The sequence below is a fragment of the Actinokineospora spheciospongiae genome (assembly GCF_003182415.1).
In the GTDB taxonomy this organism is placed as follows: domain Bacteria; phylum Actinomycetota; class Actinomycetes; order Mycobacteriales; family Pseudonocardiaceae; genus Actinokineospora; species Actinokineospora spheciospongiae.
This window is the reverse complement of sequence record NZ_QHCP01000005.1, coordinates 223714-242872: the sequence shown is the minus strand read 5'-3', so window position 1 is coordinate 242872 and position 19159 is coordinate 223714. Positions and strand designations below refer to the sequence as shown.

The following is a 19159-nucleotide window of genomic DNA, read 5'->3' as shown; positions in this document are numbered from 1 at the left end:
GCGCCCCCCGGGCGAGAACCCCCCGGTCGGCGCCCGGGTCCCACACGACGCGAGGAACGCGAACGGCGCGAGGAGCACGAGTCGCGCCGAGAACGCGAGCAGCACCAGTCAGGCCAGGAACACAGGCCGCGCCGAGAACGCGAGCCGCGCGAGAAGCACGAGCCGGGCCACAAGCACGAGCCCGGCCACGAGCGCGAGCAGCGCGAGCCGCGCGAAGGCGGGCAGCGCGAGCAGCGCGAGCAGCGCGAGCAGCGCGAAGGCGGGCAGCGCGAGCAGCGCGAGCCGCGCGAAGGCGGGCAGCGCGAGCAGCGCGAGCCGCGCGAAGGCGGGCAGCGCGAGCAGCGCGAGCCGCGCGAAGGCGCGGAGCGCGGGCGGCGACCGAAGCCCGCCGCGACCGCATCGCCCGAGGAGCCCGCCGAACCGCCCCTCGTCACCGGGCACGGACACGGGCACGGGCACGGACCCGCGCGGCCGGTGTCCGACCGGGTGCGCAGGCTGCTGGTCGCGCTGCTGGCCCCGTTCGCGCTCGCGTCGGTGGTCGGGATGGTGGTCCTGTTCCCCACCGGCGACTCCCCCACCGCGGTGAACTCCGCCCTGCGGCAAGCGGTCCACGGCGAGGTCACCGGAGCCCAGGCGGGCCCGTGCGGCGCGACCGACACCGGCGGCGACCGGTGCCTGGTGCTCACCGTGGCGATGACGGACGGCGCCGCGGCGGGCAGCGACGTGCGCACCGCCCTGCCGCTGGAGCCGAGCACGCCGCGGTTCTCGGTGGGCGACGAGGTCGTGCTGTCCTACTCCGGCGGCGACCCGCTGGCCGGGGAGAGCTACCAGGTGGTCGACTTCCAGCGCGGGGTGCCGCTGGCGGTGCTGGCGGCGCTGTTCGCGCTGGCGGTGCTGGTGCTGGGGCGGTGGCAGGGGTTCAAGGCGCTGGGCGCGCTGGTGCTGAGCTTCGCGGTGCTGCTGCTGTTCGTGCTGCCCGCGATCCTGGCCGGGGAGAGCCCGCTGCTGGTGGCGGTGTTCGGCGCGGGCGTGATCATGTTCGCGGTGCTGTACCTGACCCACGGGCTGTCCGCGCGCACGTCCACGGCGGTGCTGGGGACGATGGTCAGCCTGGCGCTGATCGGGGTGCTCAGCGCGCTGTTCGCCGCGGTGTCGTCGCTGACCGGCTTGGACGAGGACACCTCGGCGCTGGTGGGGTCGCTCGGGCATGGCATCGACACCCGGGGCCTGCTGCTGGCGGGCATCGTGATCGGCGCGCTGGGCGTGCTCGACGACGTGACGGTGACCCAGACCAGCGCGGTGTGGGAGCTGCGGGCGGCCAACCCGGCGCTGGGCTGGCGCGCGCTGTACGCGGCGGGCCTGCGCATCGGTCGCGACCACGTGTCCTCGGCGGTGAACACCCTGGTCATGGCCTACGCGGGGGCGGCGCTGCCGGTGCTGCTGTACTCGTCGATCTCCGGGGTGGGCCTGGGCACGATCCTGCAATCGCAGTCGATCGCCCAGGAAATAGTGCGGACCCTGGTGGGCAGCATCGGCTTGGTGGCGGCGGTGCCGGTGACCACGGCCGTGGCGGCGCTGGTGGCGGTGCGCGAACCCGCCGCGGGGCCGGACCCGATCAATCCAGGGAAGCCACGAACCGGGTCACGGCCTCCGGCTTGAGCCGCTGGGCCAGGCGACCGGTGGGCGCCACCGAGGCCAGCCGGTAGAGCGGGCGGTCCGGGGCGGGCTCGCCCTTGGCCTCCGCGCGCAACTGGGCGACCAGCAACTGGGAGAACACCAGGCCCGCGCTGTTCTCGCTGCCCGCGAGGATGTCGGCGAGCCTGCGCAGCACCAGGATGCCCAGCTCGCGGCCACCGGTCCCGGCGTAGACGGCCAGCGACACGTTGACCGTGCGCCTGCCCTCCCCCACCAGCAGGCCCACCGTGCGGGTGCCGCGCATGTCGGTGACGACCAGTTCCAGCCGGTCGGCCCCGCGCAGGTCCACCGAGCGCTGCCCGAAGGTCCTGGCGACGACCGAGTCGCCCTCCAGCCACACCGAGCGCCGGGTGGACCCCCAGAACAGGACGCCGAACAGCACGGCGACGACCCCGGCGGCGATCAGCGCGGGCAGCCTGCCCGCGATCAGGCCGACGACGCCGCCGACGGCCGCGGCGAACACCACCACCACGGCGGCCGCGGCGCAGCCCCGCCTGCGGGTGGCTCCCTCGACCAGGCTCAGCGGGATGCGCTCGGCCACCTCAGATGCCCCGGCCGCGGTGCTTGTGGCCGGACGCCGGGTCGTCGAGGTCGATCATGCCGGTGAGGAACGGGTTGCTCGCCCGCTCCCGGCCGATGGTGGTGGCCCCGCCGTGGCCGGGCAGCACCACCGTCTCGTCGTCGAGGGCGAGCAGCTTGCGCAGCGACTCGGTCATCCGGGCCATCGAGCCGCCGGGCAGGTCGGTGCGGCCGATCGACCCGGCGAACAGGGTGTCGCCCGCGAACAGCAGGTGGTCGCCGTCGGCGGTGTCGTGGCCGAAGACCACCGACCCCTCGGTGTGCCCGGGGGTGTGGCTGACGCCGAACTTGAGGCCCGCGAGGTCCAGCTCGGCGCCGTCGGTCATCTCCCGCACCTCCTTGGGCTCGCGCAGCTCCAGGCCGCCGAAGAAGGCGGCCGACTCGCGGCTGAGCCCGCGCAGCGGGTCGCTGAGCATGTAGCGGTCGGCCGGGTGAATCCAGGCGGGGATGTCGGTGCCGTCGCACACCGGGGCGACGGAGTACACGTGGTCGAGGTGCCCGTGGGTCAGCAGCGCGGCGACCGGGGTCAGCCGGTGCTTGCGCAGCGCCTGGGCCAGCGGCTCCTCGGCGCCCTCGCCCGGGTCGACGATCACGCACTGCTCGCCCTCGCCGGGGGCGATCAGGAAGCAGTTCGCCTGGAACGATCCGGTGGGAAAGCCGACGACCAACACGGGCACGGACCTCCAAGTCGGCGGGATTCTTCGCTGGTTCTCAGCCTATCGGCCGGGGCCACCACACTGTTCTTACCGGGGTCACCCATAGACTGCGCCACTGCTGGAAGCGACAGGTCAGGGAGGGTGGCAGGTGCCGAGCAACGAGCAGCGCCGGAAAGCGGCCAAGAGCAAGCTGGAACGCCAGCTCGCGAACAGGGCCGAGCGAGCGCGCAAGCGCCGCACCGTCGGCTTGATCAGCACCGTCGTCGGCGTGGTCGTCGTGGTGGGCCTGGTCTACTGGCTGGCCAACATCGGCGGTGACACGACCGACACCGCCGCCGAGGAGACCAACGAGCCGTTGCCCGGCACCGTGAACTGCTCCTACCCCGCCTCGGAGGGCCAGCCCGCGAGCAAGCCCGCGCAGGCCCCGGAGACCGCCAACATCACCACCCAGGGCACCGTCGGCGCCACCCTCAAGCTCAACGGCAAGGACGTCGGCCTGACCCTGGACCGCACCAAGGCGCCGTGCACGGTCAACAGCTTCGCGAGCCTGGCCAAGCAGGGCTACTTCAACGACACGGTCTGCCACCGCCTGGTCACCCAGGGCATCCAGGTGCTCCAGTGCGGCGACCCGTCGGGCACCGGCTCCGGCGGCCCCGGCTACACCTTCGACGACGAGGTCACCCCCGACCTCAAGTACACCCGCGGCACCCTGGCGATGGCGAACGCGGGCCCGAACACCAACGGCAGCCAGTTCTTCCTGGTCTACGGCGACGCGTCCTCGCTGCCGCCGAGCTACACCGTGTTCGGCACCATCGGCGAGCCCGGCCTCGCGGTGATCGACGAGATCGCCAAGGCGGGCATCAACACCCCCGAGGGCCAGGGCGACGGCAAGCCGAAGAACGAGGTCAAGGTCAACGAAGTGGTGATCGCCGGATGAGCAGGCTTCTGATCGGCGCGCTGCTGGCGTGCGCGGCCCTCACCGCGGGCTGCTCGTCGTCCACCTCGGGGTCCGCGGTCGGCTCGGACACCACGACCGCGACGCGGACCTCCACCACCACGGCCACCCCGACCTCGGAGACGACGTCGGCGCCGACCGGGGTCAAGACGTGCGCCTACCGCAAGAAGGGCACGGCGGCACCGGGCAAGGACGTCGGCCTGCCGCCGGAGACCACCGAGGACAACCAGACCAGGGTGGCGTTCAAGACCAGCCAGGGCGACATCGCCGTGGCGCTGGGCACGGCCAAGGCGCCGTGCACCACGCGCAGCTTCGCGTTCCTCGCCGCGCAGCGCTTCTTCGACGGCACCCCGTGCCACCGCCTCACCACCAAGGGCATCGAGGTGTTGCAGTGCGGTGACCCGACCGGCACCGGCACGGGCGGCCCCGGCTACGCGATCCCGGACGAGAACCCGACCGACCTGCCGCAGGGCTCGGGCGCCGGTTCGGTCGTCTACCCGCGCGGCACGGTCGCCATGGCCAACGCGGGCCCGGGCACCGGCGGCAGCCAGTTCTTCCTGGTCTACGGCGATTCCACGCTCTCCCCGGACTACGCGGTCATCGGCACCCTGGACGAGGCGAGCCTCGCCGTGGTCGACAGGGTGGCGCAGGGCGGTTCGGACCCGGACGGCGACGGCAAGCCGAAGACCCCGATCGACATCCAGTCCGCCGAGGCCACCTGAGCACCCGGTGACCTACCGCGAACGACGCCCACCCGGCTTGCCCGGGCTGGGCGTCGTCTGCGTCTGGTCCCGTTCCGGCGGCGCCACCGCCGTCCGCGTCCTGCCCGACGCCTGCGCCGACGTCATCTGGCACCGCGAGTCCGGCGCGCTGTGGGTCGCCGGGCCCGACACCGCCGCCCAGCTCAGCGCCCCGGTCGCGGGCACCATCGTCGGCATCCGCTTCCCCAGCGCGGCCCGGCCGCTCGGTGTCCCCGCCGCGGACCTGCGCGACGCCCGCGTGGCGCTGGCCGACCTGTGGTCGACCCGCCGCGCCGCCGACCTCGCCGACCGCCTGGCCGAGGCGCCGGACACCGCCGCCGCGCAGCGCGTCCTGGTCTCGGCGCTGGCCACCGAACCCGATCCGCTGGCCGCGGCGCTGCGCGCCCTGGCCGCACGCACCGGCAGCGTGACCGAGATGGCCGACCGGCTCGGCTACAGCCCCCGCCAGCTCCGCAGGCACGCCCACACCGCCTTCGGCTACGGCCCCAAGGTCCTGCACCGCGTGCTCCGCTTCACCCGGGCCGTCTCCCTGGCCCGCGCGGGAACCCCGTTCGCCGACATCGCCCAGGCGGGCGGGTTCACCGACCAGGCCCACCTGTCCAACGAGGTCCGGGACCTCGCGGGCACCACGCTGAGCGACCTGGTCGGACCGGACCGTCCTCAGTAGACATCCGGGTCCCAGCGGCCGAAGTCGCGCAGCAGCACCAGGTTCTCCACCGTCACCACCCCCGCCCACTCGAACTCGGTCACCGGGGCCCACGCGGGCCACCGGACCCGCCACCCACCGTCCTCGCCCTGGGCGTCGACCACGGAGTCCAGGCTGGACTCGAACTCCTCGTCGGTGAACCACGCCCGCGCCAGGCTCGACGGTGTGGGCGCGTAGTCGTGCGGGTCCTGGAGTTCCCCGTCGGCGTACCCGGGCGGGGTCACCCCGCCGGTGCCCAGGCGCACGTACCCGGCCGCGCGCACCAGGGCGCCGATCCGCTCGGCCGCCGCGGCGGCGCGGTCGCGGTCGGGGGCCCGGTCCAGGAACCGGACGACCCCCATGGCCTCGTACGGGTGCGTCTCGGTGATCGCGTCGACGCCCGCCCAGCAGAACTGCGCCGCCCGGTCGACCCACGGGTGCACCACCCCGGCCCGCCACAGCGCCGCCACCAGGTTCGCCGTGGTCAGCAACTCGCCCCCGTACCGGTCCGCGACCCGCCACCACGGCGCCCGGGGGAACTCCGCCGCGTTGGGGTGCACGAACGGCAGCCCGCCGTCGAGCGCCGTCACCGACTCCAGGTACTCGACCACCCCGTCCGGCGCGGCACCCGCCTCGAACAGCACGTGCAGCGCCGACAGCGTCGTGATCGGCTGGCTGCCCGGCCCCCGACCGTCCGGTTCCAACGCGTTGCCGTAACCGCCGTCGGCGTTGCGGTAGGCGGCCAGCGCCCCCAGCACGGCGGCGGCCGAACCGGACCGGAACAGGTACTCGAACCGCCGCCGCTCCAGCAGCCGCGCCGTGCGGTACACGAACGTCCCGGCGCGACCCGCGGCCTCAGCACTCAGCATCTTCACGCGACCGAACCTAACCGCCGCGCGCGGACCCCGTCTTGGCGAAAACGGTCAGGACGCCGAGGTCACCCGGTACACGTCGTACACGCCCTCCACGCTGCGCACGACCTTGAGCACGTGCCCGAGGTGCTTGGGGTCGCCCATCTCGAAGGAGAAGCGGCTCACCGCCACCCGGTCGCGCGAGGTGGTCACCGACGCGGACAGGATGTTGACCTTCTCGTCGGCCAGCACCTTGGTCACGTCCGAGAGCAGCCGGTGCCGGTCGAGGGCCTCCACCTGGATGGCGACCAGGAACACCGACGACTCCGACGGCGCCCACTCCACCTCCAGCAGCCGCTCCGGGGTGCCCAGCAGGTCGTCGGCGTTGGTGCAGTCGGTGCGGTGCACGCTGACCCCGCCACCCCTGGTCACGAACCCCAGGATGTCGTCGCCGGGGACCGGGGTGCAGCAGCGGGCCAGCTTGACCCACACGTCCGAGGCGTCCTTGACGATCACGCCCGCGTCGCCGGAGGCCCGGCGGCGGGTGATGGTGGACGGCGTGGACCGCTCGGCCAGCTCCTCCTCGGCGTGGTCGACGCCGCCGAGCAGGGCCACCAGCCGCTGCACCACGTGCCGGGCGGAGGTGTGCCCCTCACCCACCGCCGCGTACAGCGAGCTGACCTCCGGGTAGCGCAGCTCGCGGGCCAGCGCGGTCACCGAGTCCGCCGACACCAGCCGCTGCATGGGCAGGCCGACCCGGCGCACCTCCTTGGTGATCGCGTCCTTGCCCGCCTCGATCGCCTCTTCCTTGCGCTCCTTGGCGAACCACTGCTTGATCTTGGCCCGGGCGCGCGGCGAGGCGGCGAAGGCCAACCAGTCGCGGCTGGGCCCGGCGCCCTCGGCCTTCGAGGTGAAGATCTCGACGACCTCACCGTTCTCCAGCTTGCGCTCCAAGGCGACCAGGCGGCCGTTGACCCTGGCGCCGATGCAGCGGTGCCCGACCTCGGTGTGCACCGCGTAGGCGAAGTCCACCGGCGTCGACCCGGCGGGCAGCGTCTCCACGTCGCCCTTCGGGGTGAACACGAAGATCTCGCGGGTGGCCAGGTCGTAGCGCAGCGACTCCAGGAACTCACCCGGGTCCGCGGCCTCCCGCTGCCAGTCCAGGAGCTGGCGCATCCAGGCCATCTCGTCGACCTCGACCCCGGCGTGCGAACCCTTGGTCTCCTTGTACCGCCAGTGCGCGGCGATGCCGTACTCGGCGGTGCGGTGCATCTCGTGCGTGCGGATCTGCACCTCCAGCGGCTTGCCGTCCGGGCCGATCACCGTGGTGTGCAGCGACTGGTAGACGCCGAAGCGGGGCTGGGCGATGTAGTCCTTGAACCGGCCGGGCATCGGCTGCCACAGCGCGTGCACCACACCCATCGCCGCGTAGCAGTCGCGCACGTCGTCGACCAGGATGCGCACCCCGACCAGGTCGTGGATGTCGTCGAAGTCGCGACCGCGGACGATCATCTTCTGGTGGATCGAGTAGTAGTGCTTCGGCCTGCCCTCGACCCGCGCGTCGATCCGCGAGACCTCCAGGTTGGTGCCCAGCTCGCCGACGACCTTCTGCAGGTAGGTGTCGCGCGAGGGCGCCCGGTTGGCCACCAGCCGCACGATCTCGTCGTACTTCTTCGGCTGCAGGATGGCGAACGCCAGGTCCTCCAACTCCCACTTCACCGTGGCCATGCCCAGCCGGTGCGCCAGCGGGGCCAGCACCTCCAGCGTCTCGCGGGCCTTCTTGGCCTGCTTCTCCGGCGGCAGGAAGCGCATGGTGCGCATGTTGTGCAGCCGATCGGCGAGCTTGATCACCAGCACCCGGGGGTCGCGGGCCATCGCGATGACCATCTTGCGGATGGTCTCGGCCTCCGCCGCGGTGCCCAACTGCACCTTGTCCAGCTTGGTGACCCCGTCGACCAGGTGCGCGACCTCGTCGCCGAAGTCGCCGGTGAGGCCCTCGATGGAGTACTCGGTGTCCTCGACGGTGTCGTGCAGCAGCGCCGCGACGAGCGTCGTGGTGTCCATGCCCAGCTCGGCGAGGATCGTGGCGACCGCGAGCGGGTGGGTGATGTAGGGGTCGCCGGACTTGCGCCGCTGGGCGCGGTGCATCTCCTCGGCGATGTCGTAGGCGCGCTGCAACAGCGCGAGGTCGGCCTTGGGGTGCAGTTCGCGGTGCACGGCGGCCAGCGGTTCGAGGACCTGCTTGACCACGGTCGGCCGCTGGGCGGTGATCCGCCTGGCCAGTCTGGCCCGGACGCGCCGGGTGGCCGAGGGCTGCCTGCCCGCCGGGGTGGACGCCGCCTCGGCACCCACCTGCCCGGCGAGACCTGTCTCCACGTCGTGGGTCAAACCGGCTCCCGGCCACTCTCGGGTGTCCGGGTCACGGGTGTGGCCCGGGTACCGAGAATAACTCCGCCGGGGCCCGGTTCGCGGCATCGGGGGGATGAACTGCCCACATGGGACGACGAGCTGCCCGCCGGGGGCAGGCGCGTCCCCGGCCGACGACCGCCCGGCGACGGGTGGCCGGTTCCGGCGATTGCGCCCGTACGGGAGCGGAACCGGGACGGTGGGGAGGCGGTCCTGCTCAGACCGTGAGCAAGGCGGTGACCGGGGCGCCCCCGGGCAGCCGGGACCGGCCGTTCAGACCGGCCAGCTCGATGACCACCGCGACGGCGTCGGTGTGCGCGCCCGCGCGGGCCACCAGCCCGGCCGTGGCCTCGACCGTGCCGCCGGTGGCGAGCACGTCGTCGACGACGACCACCCGGGCACCGGGGGCCAGCGTGTCCGCGGGCAGTTCCAGGGTGGCCGTGCCGTACTCCAGCGCGTAGGTGACCCGGTCGGCGACCGCGGGCAGCTTGCCCGGCTTGCGCACCGCCACCAGCCCCAGGCTCGCGGTCACGGCCATGGCCGCGCCGAAGAGGAACCCGCGCGCCTCGATGGCGACGACGGTGTCGATCCCCGGGGGCAGCGCGGCCACCAGGGCGTCGGTCACCGCGCGGAACGCGTCGGCGTCGGCCAGCACCGGGCTCAGGTCGCGGAACAGGACGCCCGGCTCCGGGAAGTCGGGGACCTCCCGGACGAGGCCGAGCGCCCTGTCCAGACTCGCGTTCGCCACCGTCAGCGGCGCTTCTTGCCCGTGGGCCGGGCGGCGGCGGTGCGGCGGGCGTCGGACGCCTTCGGGATGCGGCCGGGCACCCCACCCGCGTACGCCTTCTCCCTGCGCGCCTCGCCGTCCTCGTCCTCCGGCGCGTCCTCGCCCGCGGCACCGGCCTCGGCGCGCTTGGCCAGGCCCGCCCGGCGCTGCTCGACCTTGCGGGCCTGCTGCTTGAACTTCGGCTCGGTCATCTTCAGGTCCACCAGGATCGGGGTGGCCAGGAAGATCGAGGACAGCACACCGGCCAGCATGCCGGTCAACTGCACCAGCGCCAGGTCCTCCAGGGTGCCCACGCCGAGCAGCCCGACCCCGACGATCAGCAGGCCGACCACCGGCAGCAGCGCGATCAGCGAGGTGTTGATCGAGCGCATCAGGGTCTGGTTGAGCGCGAGGTTGGCGGCCTCGGGGTAGCTGCGCCTGGTCAGGCCGAGCAGGCCCCGGGTGTTCTCCTTGACCTTGTCGAACACCACGACGGTGTCGTACAGGGAGAACCCGAGGATCGTCAGCAGACCGATGACGGTCGCCGGGGTGACCTCGAAGCCGATGATCGAGTAGACGCCCGCGGTGATCACGATGTCGTGCACCAGCGCGGCCAACGCGGCCACGGCCATCCACTTCTCGAAGTACAGCGCCAGGAAGATCGTCACCAGCACCAGGAAGACGCCGAGGGCGATCAGCGCCTGCCGCGAGATCTCCCCGCCCCAGGTGCCCGAGACCGCCGAGTCGCTGACCTGGCCGATCCCGGTCCCGCCGTCGGCGGACATCGGCTTGAGGTCGTTGGCCAGCCCGGCCTTGACCCGCGCCACCTCGTCGTTGCTCAGCGTGTCGGACCGGAGCTGGATGCTGGCGTTGGCCCCGGTGCCGACCACCTGGACCGAGGCGGCCTCCTTGTTGACCGCCTTGGTGAAGGAGTCCTCCACCTGCTCGACCGTGATGGTCTGGCTGGACTCGTTCTGCGCGGGCAGCGACACGCGGGTGCCGCCCTCGAAGTCGATGCCCAGGTTGAAGCCGCGGAAGACCATCGAGGCGACGCAGATCAGCATCAGCGCGCCGAAGAGCAGGTACCAGCGCCTGCGGGTGCCGACGATGTCGAACACGCCGTTGCCGACGTGCATCCGCTCGAAGATGCTCGGCTGCTTGCGCCCGGGGGCCTTCGCCGAGCCGGTGCCAGTGGGAGTCGACACGTCACACTTCCTTCGCGGCGGCGGGGCCCGCGGTCCGCGCTGCCCGCGCGGAGGCGGCGGTCCGCTGGACCGAGCCGAGGCCGGAGAGCTTCGAGTTGGACAGGGTCTTGGACTTCGAGGCGAGCACGACCAGCGGGTGCGTCACCAGGAACACGACCACCAGGTCCAGCACGGTGGACATGCCCAGGGTGAACGCGAAGCCCTTCACCTGGCCGACGGCGAGCACGTAGAGCACCGCGGAGGCCAGGAAGCTGATCGCGTCGGCGGAGAGGATGGTGCGCCGGGAGCGAATCCAGGCGCGCGGCACCGCGGAGCGGAACGTGCGGCCCTCGCGGACCTCGTCCTTCAACCGCTCGAAGAAGATGACGAAGGAGTCCGCGGTGATGCCGATGGCGATGATGAACCCGGCGATGCCCGCGAGGTCGAGGGTGAACCCGATCCACCTCCCGAGCAGCACCAGCACCGCGTAGACCACGCCCGCGGACAGCACCAGCGACAGGATCGTCAGCACGCCGAGCAGCCGGTAGTAGAGCAGGCAGTAGATGAACACCAGGGCCAGGCCGATGCCACCGGCGATCAGGCCCGCCTCCAGGGAGGCCAGGCCCAGCGTCGCGGACACCGTCTCGGCCTCGGAGGGGTCGAACGACAGCGGCAGCGAGCCGTACTTGAGCACGTTGGCGAGCCGGGTGGCCTCGGACTGGGTGAACCCGCCCTGCCCGCCGGTGATGGTGGTGTCGCCCGCGATGGCGCCCTGGATGGTCGGGGCGGACACGACCTGCGTGTCGAGCACGAACGCGGCGCGCTGCTGGATGTGCGAGGCGGTGTACTTCGCCCAGGTGTCCGAGCCGCCGGACTTGAAGCTCACCGTCACCAGGTAACCGGCGCCCTGCGGGTCCAGGCCCGCCGAGGCGTTGCTGATCTCGGTGCCCTCCAGGAACGACGGGCCGAGGATGAACTTCTCCGCGCCGTCCTGGTCGCAGGCGACCAGCGGAAGCTTCGGGTCGTCGTTGCCGACCAGCGGGTCGAGCTGGCCGGGGGAGCAGTCGATCACGCCCAGCACGGCGGCCTGGAGGTTCTGGTCGGCCGGGACGGTGGCGCCGTTCGCGTCGGTGCTCTCACCGAGGCGCGGGTCCTGCCTGCACTTCTTGCCCTCGGTGATCAGGTTCCCCTCCTCCTCGTCGGAGAGGGGGGTGGTGGGGTCGGACTTCTTGGCCACCAACTGGACGTAGGCCTTGCAGGTCTCCGGGGCGGCGGTGACCCGGGGGTCCTCGGCGGGCGCGGGGGCCGGGGCCGACGGCGGCGTGGTCGGCTGCTCCTGGGCCAGGCGGGGCGCCGGGCGGCCCTGCGGGGCGGCCGGGGTGGAGGCCTGGCCCGCGGCGGGGGCGCCGGAAGTCGGCGCGGCGCCACTGGTCGGCGCGGCGCCACTGGTCGGCGGGGTGACCTGCGGCTGCTGCTGGGTGGGCTGGCTCGCCGCGGCGTTGAGGACCGGGCGGAACCGGAGCTGCGCGGTCTGCCCGAGGTCCCTGGCGCGGTCGCCGTTCGCACCGGGGACGGTGATCACCAGGGTGTCGCCGTCGAGGACGACCTCGGCGCCGCTGACACCGGTGCTGTTGACCCGGGTCTCGATCAGCTCGCGGGACAGGTCGAGCGATTCCTTCGACGGCGGCGCACCGCTCTCCGTCCGGGCGGTGAGGCTGACCCGGGTCCCCCCCTGCAGGTCGATGCCCAGCTTGGGCTTCGCCTGGTGGTCGCCGGTCGCGAAGACCAGGGCGTAGAGGACGGCGACGATTGCTACGAAGAGCGCCAGATAGCGCCCTGGGCGGATCTGCCCAACCGGTGGTGCCACGGTCGGTCCGTCTCCTCGGCTCGCTCGTGTGCGCACGCCCGGGGGCCTGCGCGCCGCGATGGTGTGGTCAGAACGCTGCGCCCACACCCTGATGACACATGTGGGTGAGGGCGCAGCGTACCTGGTGCGAAGTTAACCCAGTGTTGCACGGGTCACGGTGGCCCCGGAGCCGGGGCGCACGGTGAACCGGTGCCTACTTCTTGCCGTGGTCCAGCGGCGGGGCGACCTCGGTGCGCACGTCGTCGTCCTCGTCGCGGATGGCCTCGTGGTCACCGGCAGTCAGGTCGTCATCCTCGTCGAGCACATCCGGGCCGACCTTCTCGCGCACGGCCTGGCGCAGCCAGGTGGTCTCGTAGCCCGGGGCGATCTCGATGCCGATGGTGGCGTCGTCGGAGACGTCGGAGACGGTGCCGTAGAGGCCGGAGGTGGTCATCACCCGGTCGCCGACCGCGAGGGAGTTCTGCAGGCTCTGCTGCTCAGCCGCCATCTTCTTCTGCTTGCGGGAGCCGAGGATGAGCGGGATGGCCAGCACGGCGACGAGGAGCAGGGGCAGGAGCGCTGAGTTCATTTCTCTCCGTTCGGGAACCGTTCCCGATGCGGGAAAAGTCCGATTGTTCGGGTTGTGCACCCGAGTCTGCCAGGTCACGGCGCCCCGGTGGCCACCGTCTGTCAGCAGTGCGTGTCAGCAGTGCGCGAGGGTCACTCGTCGAACAGGGTAGGCGCAGTCCAGCCCGGCGCGTCCGCTGGGGCGGTGAGCCCCAGGTGGGACCACGCGAGCGCGGTGGCCACCCGACCGCGCGGCGTGCGCGCCAGCATCCCGGCGCGCACGAGGTACGGCTCGCACACCTCCTCCACCGTGGTCGGCTCCTCGCCGACCGCCACCGCCAACGTGGCGACCCCGACCGGTCCGCCGCCGAAGGAGCGGACCAGCGCGCTCAGCACGGCCCGGTCGAGGCGGTCGAGGCCCAGGTCGTCGACGTCGTAGACGGCCAGCGCGGCCTGGGCGACGGCCAGGTCGACCCGGCCGTCGGCGCGGACCTCGGCGTAGTCGCGGACCCGGCGCAGCAGCCGGTTGGCGATGCGCGGGGTGCCCCGCGACCGGCTCGCGATCTCGGCGGCGCCGTCGTCGCGCAGCTCGATGCCCAGGATGCGCGCGGAGCGGCGCAGCACCTGCTCCAGCTCCTCGGGCGTGTAGAACTCCATGTGCGCGGTGAAGCCGAAGCGGTCGCGCAGCGGCCCGGTCAGCGTCCCGGACCGGGTGGTGGCCCCGACCAGGGTGAACGGGGCGATCTCCAGCGGGATGCTGGTGGCGCCGGGGCCCTTGCCGACGACCACGTCGACCCGGAAGTCCTCCATCGCCAGGTACAGCATCTCCTCGGCCGGGCGGGCGATGCGGTGGATCTCGTCGATGAACATGACCTCGCCCTCGGCGAGGTTGGACAGCATCGCGGCCAGGTCGCCCGCGCGCTCCAGGGCCGGGCCGGAGGTGATCCGGATCGGCCTGCCCAGCTCGGCGGCGATGATCATGGCGAGGCTGGTCTTGCCCAGGCCGGGCGGCCCGGACAGCAGCACGTGGTCGGGCGGGGCGCCGCGCCGGGTCGCCCCCTGGAGCACCAGTTGCAGTTGCTCGCGGACCCGGGGCTGACCGACGAACTCGTGCAGGTCGCGCGGGCGCAGGGTCGACTCGTCGTCGCGCTCGGCGGGCTCGGCCAGCGGGGAGAGCTGGGTCTCCGCCCACTCCCCCGCCAGGTCGTCGCTCATGTCCTCCACCATGCCACCGCCCGTGCCACCACCCGTGCCACTGTCCGTGCCGCCGCCCATGCCGCTGTTCACCATCAGCGCTTGCGGCCGAGGGTGGCCAGGGCCTTGCGCAGCACGGCGGGGGTGGCGTCACCGGCGTTCTCCGGCGCCGCCAGCACCCCGTCGACGGCCTGCTCGGCCTGCTTGACCGGGAACCCGAGGCCGGTGAGCGCCTCCACGACCGAGCCGCGGACCTGCCCGGCGGCGGGCGCGGCGGGCGCCTCCGCCGACCCGGCCAGGGCGTCGACCTTGTCCCGCAGCTCGATGATCAGCCGCTCGGCGCCCTTGCGGCCGATGCCGGGGACCTGGGTGAGGGTGGTGATGTTGCCGTCGGCGAGGGCGTGCCGCAACTGCGCGGGCTCCAGCACCGCCAGCGTGGCCAGGGCCAGCCGGGGGCCGATGCCGGAGACGGTCTGCAACAGCCAGAACAAGTCGCGGGCGGCGGTGTCGGCGAACCCGAACAGGGTCAGCGAGTCCTCCCGGACCACCAGCGCCGTGGACAGCGCCGCCTCGTCGCCGCGGCGCAGGGTGGCCAGCGTGTGCGGGGTGGCCTGCACGGCCAGCCCGACGCCGCCGACCTCGACCACGGCGTGGTCGAGCCCGATGGACGCCACCGTCCCGCGCACCGATGAGATCACTTCGCCACCGTCCCGCTCCCGCTCCTGGCCTGTGCCGCTGCCGCGGCCAGCCTCGCACGGTGGGCCTTGGCGAACTCCGCCGCCCTCGCCTCCGCCTCGGCCATCCGGTTGCGCACCGGGGCCCGCCACAGGTGGCAGATCGCCAGCGCCAGCGCGTCCGCGGCGTCGGCGGGCTTGGGCGCCTCGGTGAGCCGCAGCAGCTTGGTGACCATCATCGTCACCTGCGCCTTGTCCGCCCGGCCGGACCCGGTCACCGCGGCCTTGACCTCGCTGGGGGTGTGGAACATGACCGGCAGCCCGCGCCGGGCGGCGGCCAGCGCCACCACGCCCGCGGCCTGGGCGGTGCCCATGGCGGTGCGCACGTTGTGCTGGCTGAACACCCGCTCGATCGCCACCACCCCGGGCCGGTGCCGGTCCAGCCAGGCCTCCACCCCGTCGGCCACCTTCAGCAGCCGCACGGCGAGGTCGTCGTCGACGGGGGTGCGGATTACGTCGACCGCCACGGCGGTCACGGCGCGGCCGGTCCCGCCGTCCACCACGGCGATCCCGAGCCTGGTCAGACCGGGGTCGACACCCAGGACACGCACGGTCGGCCGCTCTCCCTCACACCGGTGAACACTCGTTCGAGAGCTTAGGGGGTCACCGGGCCCGGTCCGGGGCGGACACGCGGGGAACGGTGACCGGGGGCTCGATCAGCTCCGGTCGCAGCGGTCGGGCGGGCAGCAGCCACGGCTCGTGCTCGGCACCGTCGGGGTTGGCGCTCCAGCGGCGGCCGATCCGGTCCAGGCGCACCGGGTGGATGGTGAGCGCGCCGCCCGCGTCGATGCGCAGCCGCAGGAAGCCCTTGTGGGTCTCGATGCTCTGCCCGGCCATGACCTCGTTGAGGTTGATCCCGAACCGGCTCACGACCATCAGGTACAGCGCCACCAGTTCCGCGTCGAGCAGCCCGATGACCACCGGCGTGCCCACCAGGACGATGACCAGCGTGGCCCAGTCCTCGACCGGCCCGTCCGGCAGGACCCGGGTGTAGAGCCAGATGACGACGAAGGCCCACGCGGTGCTCAACCCGATGTGCGCGAGGGCGTGCAGGACGCCCGCGACCGTGGCGGTGTGCCCGCCGTGCGAGCGCTCGATCTTGGCGAACGCGGTGCCGCCGAGCAGCAGCACCACGGCGACGATCAGCGCGGGCGTCCAGCTCGCGACCAGCCCGAAGAACCCCTTCTGCCGCTGCGTGCCCAGCGTCTCCACCAGCCCGTAGAGGACGGCGAGCGTCATGGCGGTCTGGAGGGCGCCGGTCAGGCCCCAGAAGCCGGGGTTGCGCCACGGCAGCCGGAAGATCCCCGCGGCGAACCGCTCGGAGGTCAGCCGCCTGGGGTAGCGGGTGGCGAGGCTGAAGTCGACCGGCGCGGCCTTCTCCCGGACCCGCGACTGCGGCGGGGGCAGGCGCAGGTGCGCGGGCAGGGCGTGGGTGGCGGTCAGGTAGGCGCCGCCGTGGCCCGCGGTGATCCGCTGCCGGTCGCCGCCGTCCTCGGCGTAGCGGGCGTAGTGGTGCTTGTCGCCGGAGAGCATCACCCGGATCTCGGCGCCGTGCGGGCGGACGACCTCCCGGTCGAAGAACTCCACGGTGTCGTAGCCGCCGGGTTCGCGCCCGGAGCCCGCGTCCACCCACACCGGGGTGGGCGTGCAGAGGATCACCCCGTCGCCCGGGCGCAGGCCCTCGGCGGCCGCGCGGAAGTACTCCAACTGAGGGCTGTCGACGTAGTCGTCGAACTGGGTGTCGATGGCGAACAGCCACCACCGTCGCGGCAGCTCCACGGCGAAGTACGAGCGGCGCTGCGCGGTCTGCCAACCGCCGATGGCCCGCTGCTGGGCGAAGACCCGCAGGAAAGAGGTCAGGCCGTCGTACCAGTCGTGGTTGCCGGGCAGGGCGAACAGCGTGGGCGCCTCGCCGCGCGCCACCGGCAGCGCCGCCTTGTAGACGCCCTTGGTGCGGTCCTCGTAGGCGCGGGTGGACGCCGAGGGGTACACCTCGTCGCCACCCATGACCAGCAGCCGCCCGCGCGGCAGCGGGCCGACGCCGGGCAGGTCGAGGGATTCCGCCGCGAGCAGGGAGGCCACCGAGAAGGTCGCGTCGAACCCGTCGCCGAGGTCGGCGACGAAGTCGAACCAGAACTCGCCCGCCTCGTCGGTCCCCTGGGAGAAGCGGTGGACCTCCGAGGGCAGCGAACCCTGGAGTTCGCGCTTGTCGGCGTAGGAGCCGAAGATCGACGCGATCAGCGACTGCACGCCGGTGCTGATCAGCACCTTCGGCGCCAGCCAGCGCACCGCGGGCTGCGGGCAGAACCCGAGCTGGTCCTCGGACATGTCGCGCGGGCGCGGTGGTCGGTCGGGCGCGGTCACAGCGGTGGGACCTCCAGGGGGAACGGGCCGCCCGAGCCTAGCGAGGCACCCCGACAGGCCGGGAGGGCCGTTCCGGCATGATCGCCCGCGTGACACCGGAAGAGATCACCGCCGCGCTCGGCCTCGAACCGCTGCCGGTGGAGGGCGGTCGCTGGAGCCAGTCCTGGCGCGACGAGGCGTTCTCGGCGATCCACTACCTGCTCGTCGCCCCGGAGTTCTCCGCCTGGCACCGGTTGGACCACCCGGAGCTGTACGCCTTCCACGCCGGTTCCCCGCTGACCGTGCACCTGCTCGGCCCCGGCGGTCCGCGCTCGACCGTGCTGGGCCCGGACGTCGTGGCCGGTCAGCGCCCGCAGCTTGTGGTCCCGGCCGGGGTGTGGCAGGCCTCGGAGACGCCGAACTGGTCACTGGTCGGCACGGTCGTCGTCCCGCCCTACACCGACGACACCGTGCACTTCCCCGAGCGCGCGGACCTGGTCGCGGAGTTCCCGGAGCACGCGGGGCTGATCACCCGGCTGACCCGCTAGGGGCCGTCGATCCCCGGGCGCCAGCTCTCCGGCTGGCCGGAGTCGGTGAGGACCGGCTGCCAGTCGGCGAAGCCCGCCGGGGCGCGGCGGCTCCACGGGAAGTGGCCCTCCGGGGTGGCGACGATCAACTGGAGCGCCGGGAACTGCCCGGACGGGTAGAGCAGCATCGCGCTGCCGAGGTATTCGGGGTAGAACGCCTGGTGGACCCGCTCGACCACCAGCGGTGTGCCGTCGAAGAAGTCCAGGTAGGGCAGGCCGGGGAAGAACCGCTCCCCGGCGGCGGCGCGGCGGACGTAGAGGTCGATCAGCGGGCGGGCCATGTCCTTCGGCAGGCCGACCACCACCGCCTCGGGGGCGCCGAAGCAGCGCCAGGCACCGACGGAGAAGGCGTAGGGGGCGCCGAACTCGTCGCCGTCGACCTCGACCACCGCGTGCCCGTCGGACTCGCAGGTGGCCAGCAGCCACTCGCGCAGCGCCGCCTCCTCCTCGGAGATGTGGTCCAGCGACATCGGGGACTCCTCAGGGGACCGGGCGGGGACTCGGTGGAGACGGTGGAGACGATGGAGGCCCGGGCGCGGTGCGCCCGGGCCTCCATGAGACCAGAAATCAGTCCACCTCGGCCATGACCTCGTCGGAGACATCGAAGTTCGAATAGACGTTCTGGACGTCGTCGCAGTCCTCGAGGGCGTCGATCAGCTTGAAGATCTTGCGCGCCCCGTCCACCTCCAGCGCGACGGTGAGGGACGGGACGAAGCTGGCGTCGGCGGACTCGTAGTCGTAGCCCGCCTCCTGCACGGCGGTGCGCACCGCGACCATGTCGGTGGCCTCGGAGACGATCTCGTAGGTGTCGCCGAGGTCGTTGACCTCCTCGGCGCCCGCGTCCAGGACGGCCATCAGCACGTCGTCCTCGGACAGGTCGTTCTTCGGGATGACCACGACGCCCTTGCGGTTGAACATGTACGACACCGAGCCGGGGTCGGCCATCGAACCGCCGTTGCGGGTCATCGCGGTGCGGACCTCGCTCGCGGCCCGGTTGCGGTTGTCGGTCAGGCACTCGATGAGCACCGCGACGCCGTTGGCCCCGTAGCCCTCGTACATGATCGTCTGCCAGTCGGCGCCGCCTGCCTCCTCGCCGCCGCCGCGCTTGCGGGCGCGCTCGATGTTGTCGAGCGGGACGGAGTTCTTCTTCGCCTTCTGGATGGCGTCGAACAGCGTCGGGTTGCCCTCCGGGTCACCGCCGCCGGTCCGCGCCGCGACCTCGATGTTCTTGATCAGCTTCGCGAAGAGCTTGCCACGCTTGGCGTCGAGGGCGGCCTTCTTGTGCTTGGTTGTCGCCCACTTGGAGTGGCCGCTCATCTCTCCTCCGTCTGTAACTCAGGCGTGTCTGCT

General features: G+C 72.8%; 20 protein-coding genes. 5 read left to right on the top strand and 15 right to left on the bottom strand.

The window, feature by feature from the left end:
- Positions 1 to 108 precede the first annotated feature (108 nt).
- Positions 109 to 453: a hypothetical protein gene (locus tag DFQ13_RS35055; RefSeq protein WP_110080294.1), complete on the bottom strand. Its 345-nt coding sequence runs from the start codon at positions 451 to 453 to the stop codon at positions 109 to 111.
- A 21-nt stretch (positions 454 to 474) separates the two neighbouring features.
- Between DFQ13_RS35055 and DFQ13_RS15325 the strand changes: the two genes are divergently transcribed.
- The gene (locus DFQ13_RS15325; RefSeq protein WP_407643169.1) at positions 475 to 1659 is read left to right on the top strand and encodes a YibE/F family protein; all 1185 of its coding nucleotides are present in this window, start codon (positions 475 to 477) and stop codon (positions 1657 to 1659) included.
- On the opposite strand, the gene DFQ13_RS15320 is transcribed toward DFQ13_RS15325, so the two are convergent.
- On the bottom strand, positions 1616 to 2236 hold the full coding sequence (locus tag DFQ13_RS15320) for a hypothetical protein (protein ID WP_035290852.1): 621 nt from the start codon (positions 2234 to 2236) through the stop codon (positions 1616 to 1618). The genes DFQ13_RS15325 and DFQ13_RS15320 overlap by 44 nt on opposite strands.
- A gap of 1 nt (position 2237) precedes the next feature.
- Positions 2238 to 2945, bottom strand: coding sequence for an MBL fold metallo-hydrolase (locus DFQ13_RS15315; RefSeq protein WP_035290850.1), 708 nt, complete (start codon positions 2943 to 2945; stop codon positions 2238 to 2240).
- A 133-nt stretch (positions 2946 to 3078) separates the two neighbouring features.
- On the opposite strand from DFQ13_RS15315, the gene DFQ13_RS15310 reads away from it, so the two are divergent.
- Genes DFQ13_RS15310 through DFQ13_RS15300 form a run of 3 tightly spaced genes read left to right on the top strand, consistent with a single transcriptional unit; the run spans position 3079 to position 5313 of the window.
- Complete coding sequence (locus tag DFQ13_RS15310; RefSeq protein WP_110080293.1) at positions 3079 to 3867, top strand: peptidylprolyl isomerase; 789 nt, start codon at positions 3079 to 3081, stop codon at positions 3865 to 3867.
- A complete protein-coding gene (locus DFQ13_RS15305) occupies positions 3864 to 4607 on the top strand; it encodes a peptidylprolyl isomerase (protein WP_219994463.1) in 744 nt (247 codons plus the stop codon). Before DFQ13_RS15310 ends, DFQ13_RS15305 begins: the two co-directional genes overlap by 4 nt.
- 7 nt (positions 4608 to 4614) lie before the next feature.
- On the top strand, positions 4615 to 5313 hold the full coding sequence (locus DFQ13_RS15300) for a helix-turn-helix domain-containing protein (protein WP_233438421.1): 699 nt from the start codon (positions 4615 to 4617) through the stop codon (positions 5311 to 5313).
- Here DFQ13_RS15300 and DFQ13_RS15295 read toward each other — a convergent pair.
- The 10 genes from DFQ13_RS15295 to DFQ13_RS15250 form a co-directional block, all read right to left on the bottom strand.
- Positions 5307 to 6200: a hypothetical protein gene (locus DFQ13_RS15295; protein WP_110080537.1), complete on the bottom strand. Its 894-nt coding sequence runs from the start codon at positions 6198 to 6200 to the stop codon at positions 5307 to 5309. The genes DFQ13_RS15300 and DFQ13_RS15295 overlap by 7 nt on opposite strands.
- 54 nt (positions 6201 to 6254) lie before the next feature.
- Positions 6255 to 8558 carry a RelA/SpoT family protein gene (locus tag DFQ13_RS15290; protein WP_407643175.1) on the bottom strand — a complete coding sequence of 768 codons (2304 nt, stop codon included), beginning with the start codon at positions 8556 to 8558 and terminating at the stop codon, positions 6255 to 6257.
- Positions 8559 to 8805: 247 nt separating this feature from the next.
- Positions 8806 to 9336: an adenine phosphoribosyltransferase gene (locus DFQ13_RS15285; RefSeq protein WP_110080291.1), complete on the bottom strand. Its 531-nt coding sequence runs from the start codon at positions 9334 to 9336 to the stop codon at positions 8806 to 8808.
- 2 nt (positions 9337 to 9338) lie between these two features.
- The gene (secF, locus tag DFQ13_RS15280; RefSeq protein ID WP_110080536.1) at positions 9339 to 10490 is read right to left on the bottom strand and encodes a protein translocase subunit SecF; all 1152 of its coding nucleotides are present in this window, start codon (positions 10488 to 10490) and stop codon (positions 9339 to 9341) included.
- A 70-nt stretch (positions 10491 to 10560) separates the two neighbouring features.
- Positions 10561 to 12405 carry a protein translocase subunit SecD gene (secD, locus tag DFQ13_RS15275; protein WP_110080290.1) on the bottom strand — a complete coding sequence of 615 codons (1845 nt, stop codon included), beginning with the start codon at positions 12403 to 12405 and terminating at the stop codon, positions 10561 to 10563.
- Positions 12406 to 12598: 193 nt separating this feature from the next.
- Positions 12599 to 12973, bottom strand: coding sequence for a preprotein translocase subunit YajC (gene yajC / locus DFQ13_RS15270; RefSeq protein ID WP_035290839.1), 375 nt, complete (start codon positions 12971 to 12973; stop codon positions 12599 to 12601).
- Between the two features lie 131 nt (positions 12974 to 13104).
- Positions 13105 to 14166, bottom strand: a complete 1062-nt coding sequence (gene ruvB, locus DFQ13_RS15265) for a Holliday junction branch migration DNA helicase RuvB (RefSeq protein WP_035290871.1) — start codon at positions 14164 to 14166, stop codon at positions 13105 to 13107.
- 74 nt (positions 14167 to 14240) lie between these two features.
- On the bottom strand, positions 14241 to 14843 hold the full coding sequence (gene ruvA / locus DFQ13_RS15260; RefSeq protein WP_110080289.1) for a Holliday junction branch migration protein RuvA: 603 nt from the start codon (positions 14841 to 14843) through the stop codon (positions 14241 to 14243).
- Positions 14840 to 15430 (bottom strand): crossover junction endodeoxyribonuclease RuvC, encoded by a 591-nt coding sequence (gene ruvC / locus DFQ13_RS15255; RefSeq protein ID WP_035290835.1) that lies wholly within the window; start codon positions 15428 to 15430, stop codon positions 14840 to 14842. The genes ruvA and ruvC overlap by 4 nt, the downstream gene beginning before the upstream one ends.
- Positions 15431 to 15482: 52 nt before the next feature.
- Positions 15483 to 17243: a metallophosphoesterase family protein gene (locus DFQ13_RS15250; RefSeq protein ID WP_233438420.1), complete on the bottom strand. Its 1761-nt coding sequence runs from the start codon at positions 17241 to 17243 to the stop codon at positions 15483 to 15485.
- Between the two features lie 77 nt (positions 17244 to 17320).
- On the opposite strand from DFQ13_RS15250, the gene DFQ13_RS15245 reads away from it, so the two are divergent.
- The gene (locus DFQ13_RS15245; protein ID WP_110080288.1) at positions 17321 to 17770 is read left to right on the top strand and encodes a cupin domain-containing protein; all 450 of its coding nucleotides are present in this window, start codon (positions 17321 to 17323) and stop codon (positions 17768 to 17770) included.
- Here the strand turns inward: DFQ13_RS15245 and DFQ13_RS15240 are convergent.
- Positions 17767 to 18279, bottom strand: a complete 513-nt coding sequence (locus DFQ13_RS15240) for a DUF4262 domain-containing protein (protein ID WP_035290832.1) — start codon at positions 18277 to 18279, stop codon at positions 17767 to 17769. The genes DFQ13_RS15245 and DFQ13_RS15240 overlap by 4 nt on opposite strands.
- A 97-nt stretch (positions 18280 to 18376) precedes the next feature.
- Positions 18377 to 19126 carry a YebC/PmpR family DNA-binding transcriptional regulator gene (locus DFQ13_RS15235; protein ID WP_035290829.1) on the bottom strand — a complete coding sequence of 250 codons (750 nt, stop codon included), beginning with the start codon at positions 19124 to 19126 and terminating at the stop codon, positions 18377 to 18379.
- Positions 19127 to 19159 lie beyond the last annotated feature (33 nt).

What these genes read in the sequence shown, in the direction of transcription:
- ruvB (WP_035290871.1), bottom strand. Translation starts at nt 14,166, where the DNA reads ATGAGCGACGACCTGGCGGGGGAGTGGGCGGAGACCCAGCTCTCCCCG.
- DFQ13_RS15295 (WP_110080537.1), bottom strand. Translation starts at nt 6,200, where the DNA reads ATGCTGAGTGCTGAGGCCGCGGGTCGCGCCGGGACGTTCGTGTACCGC.
- DFQ13_RS15245 (WP_110080288.1), top strand. Translation starts at nt 17,321, where the DNA reads ATGATCGCCCGCGTGACACCGGAAGAGATCACCGCCGCGCTCGGCCTC.
- DFQ13_RS15240 (WP_035290832.1), bottom strand. Translation starts at nt 18,279, where the DNA reads ATGTCGCTGGACCACATCTCCGAGGAGGAGGCGGCGCTGCGCGAGTGG.
- DFQ13_RS15305 (WP_219994463.1), top strand. Translation starts at nt 3,864, where the DNA reads ATGAGCAGGCTTCTGATCGGCGCGCTGCTGGCGTGCGCGGCCCTCACC.
- yajC (WP_035290839.1), bottom strand. Translation starts at nt 12,973, where the DNA reads ATGAACTCAGCGCTCCTGCCCCTGCTCCTCGTCGCCGTGCTGGCCATC.
- secF (WP_110080536.1), bottom strand. Translation starts at nt 10,490, where the DNA reads ATGCACGTCGGCAACGGCGTGTTCGACATCGTCGGCACCCGCAGGCGC.
- DFQ13_RS15235 (WP_035290829.1), bottom strand. Translation starts at nt 19,126, where the DNA reads ATGAGCGGCCACTCCAAGTGGGCGACAACCAAGCACAAGAAGGCCGCC.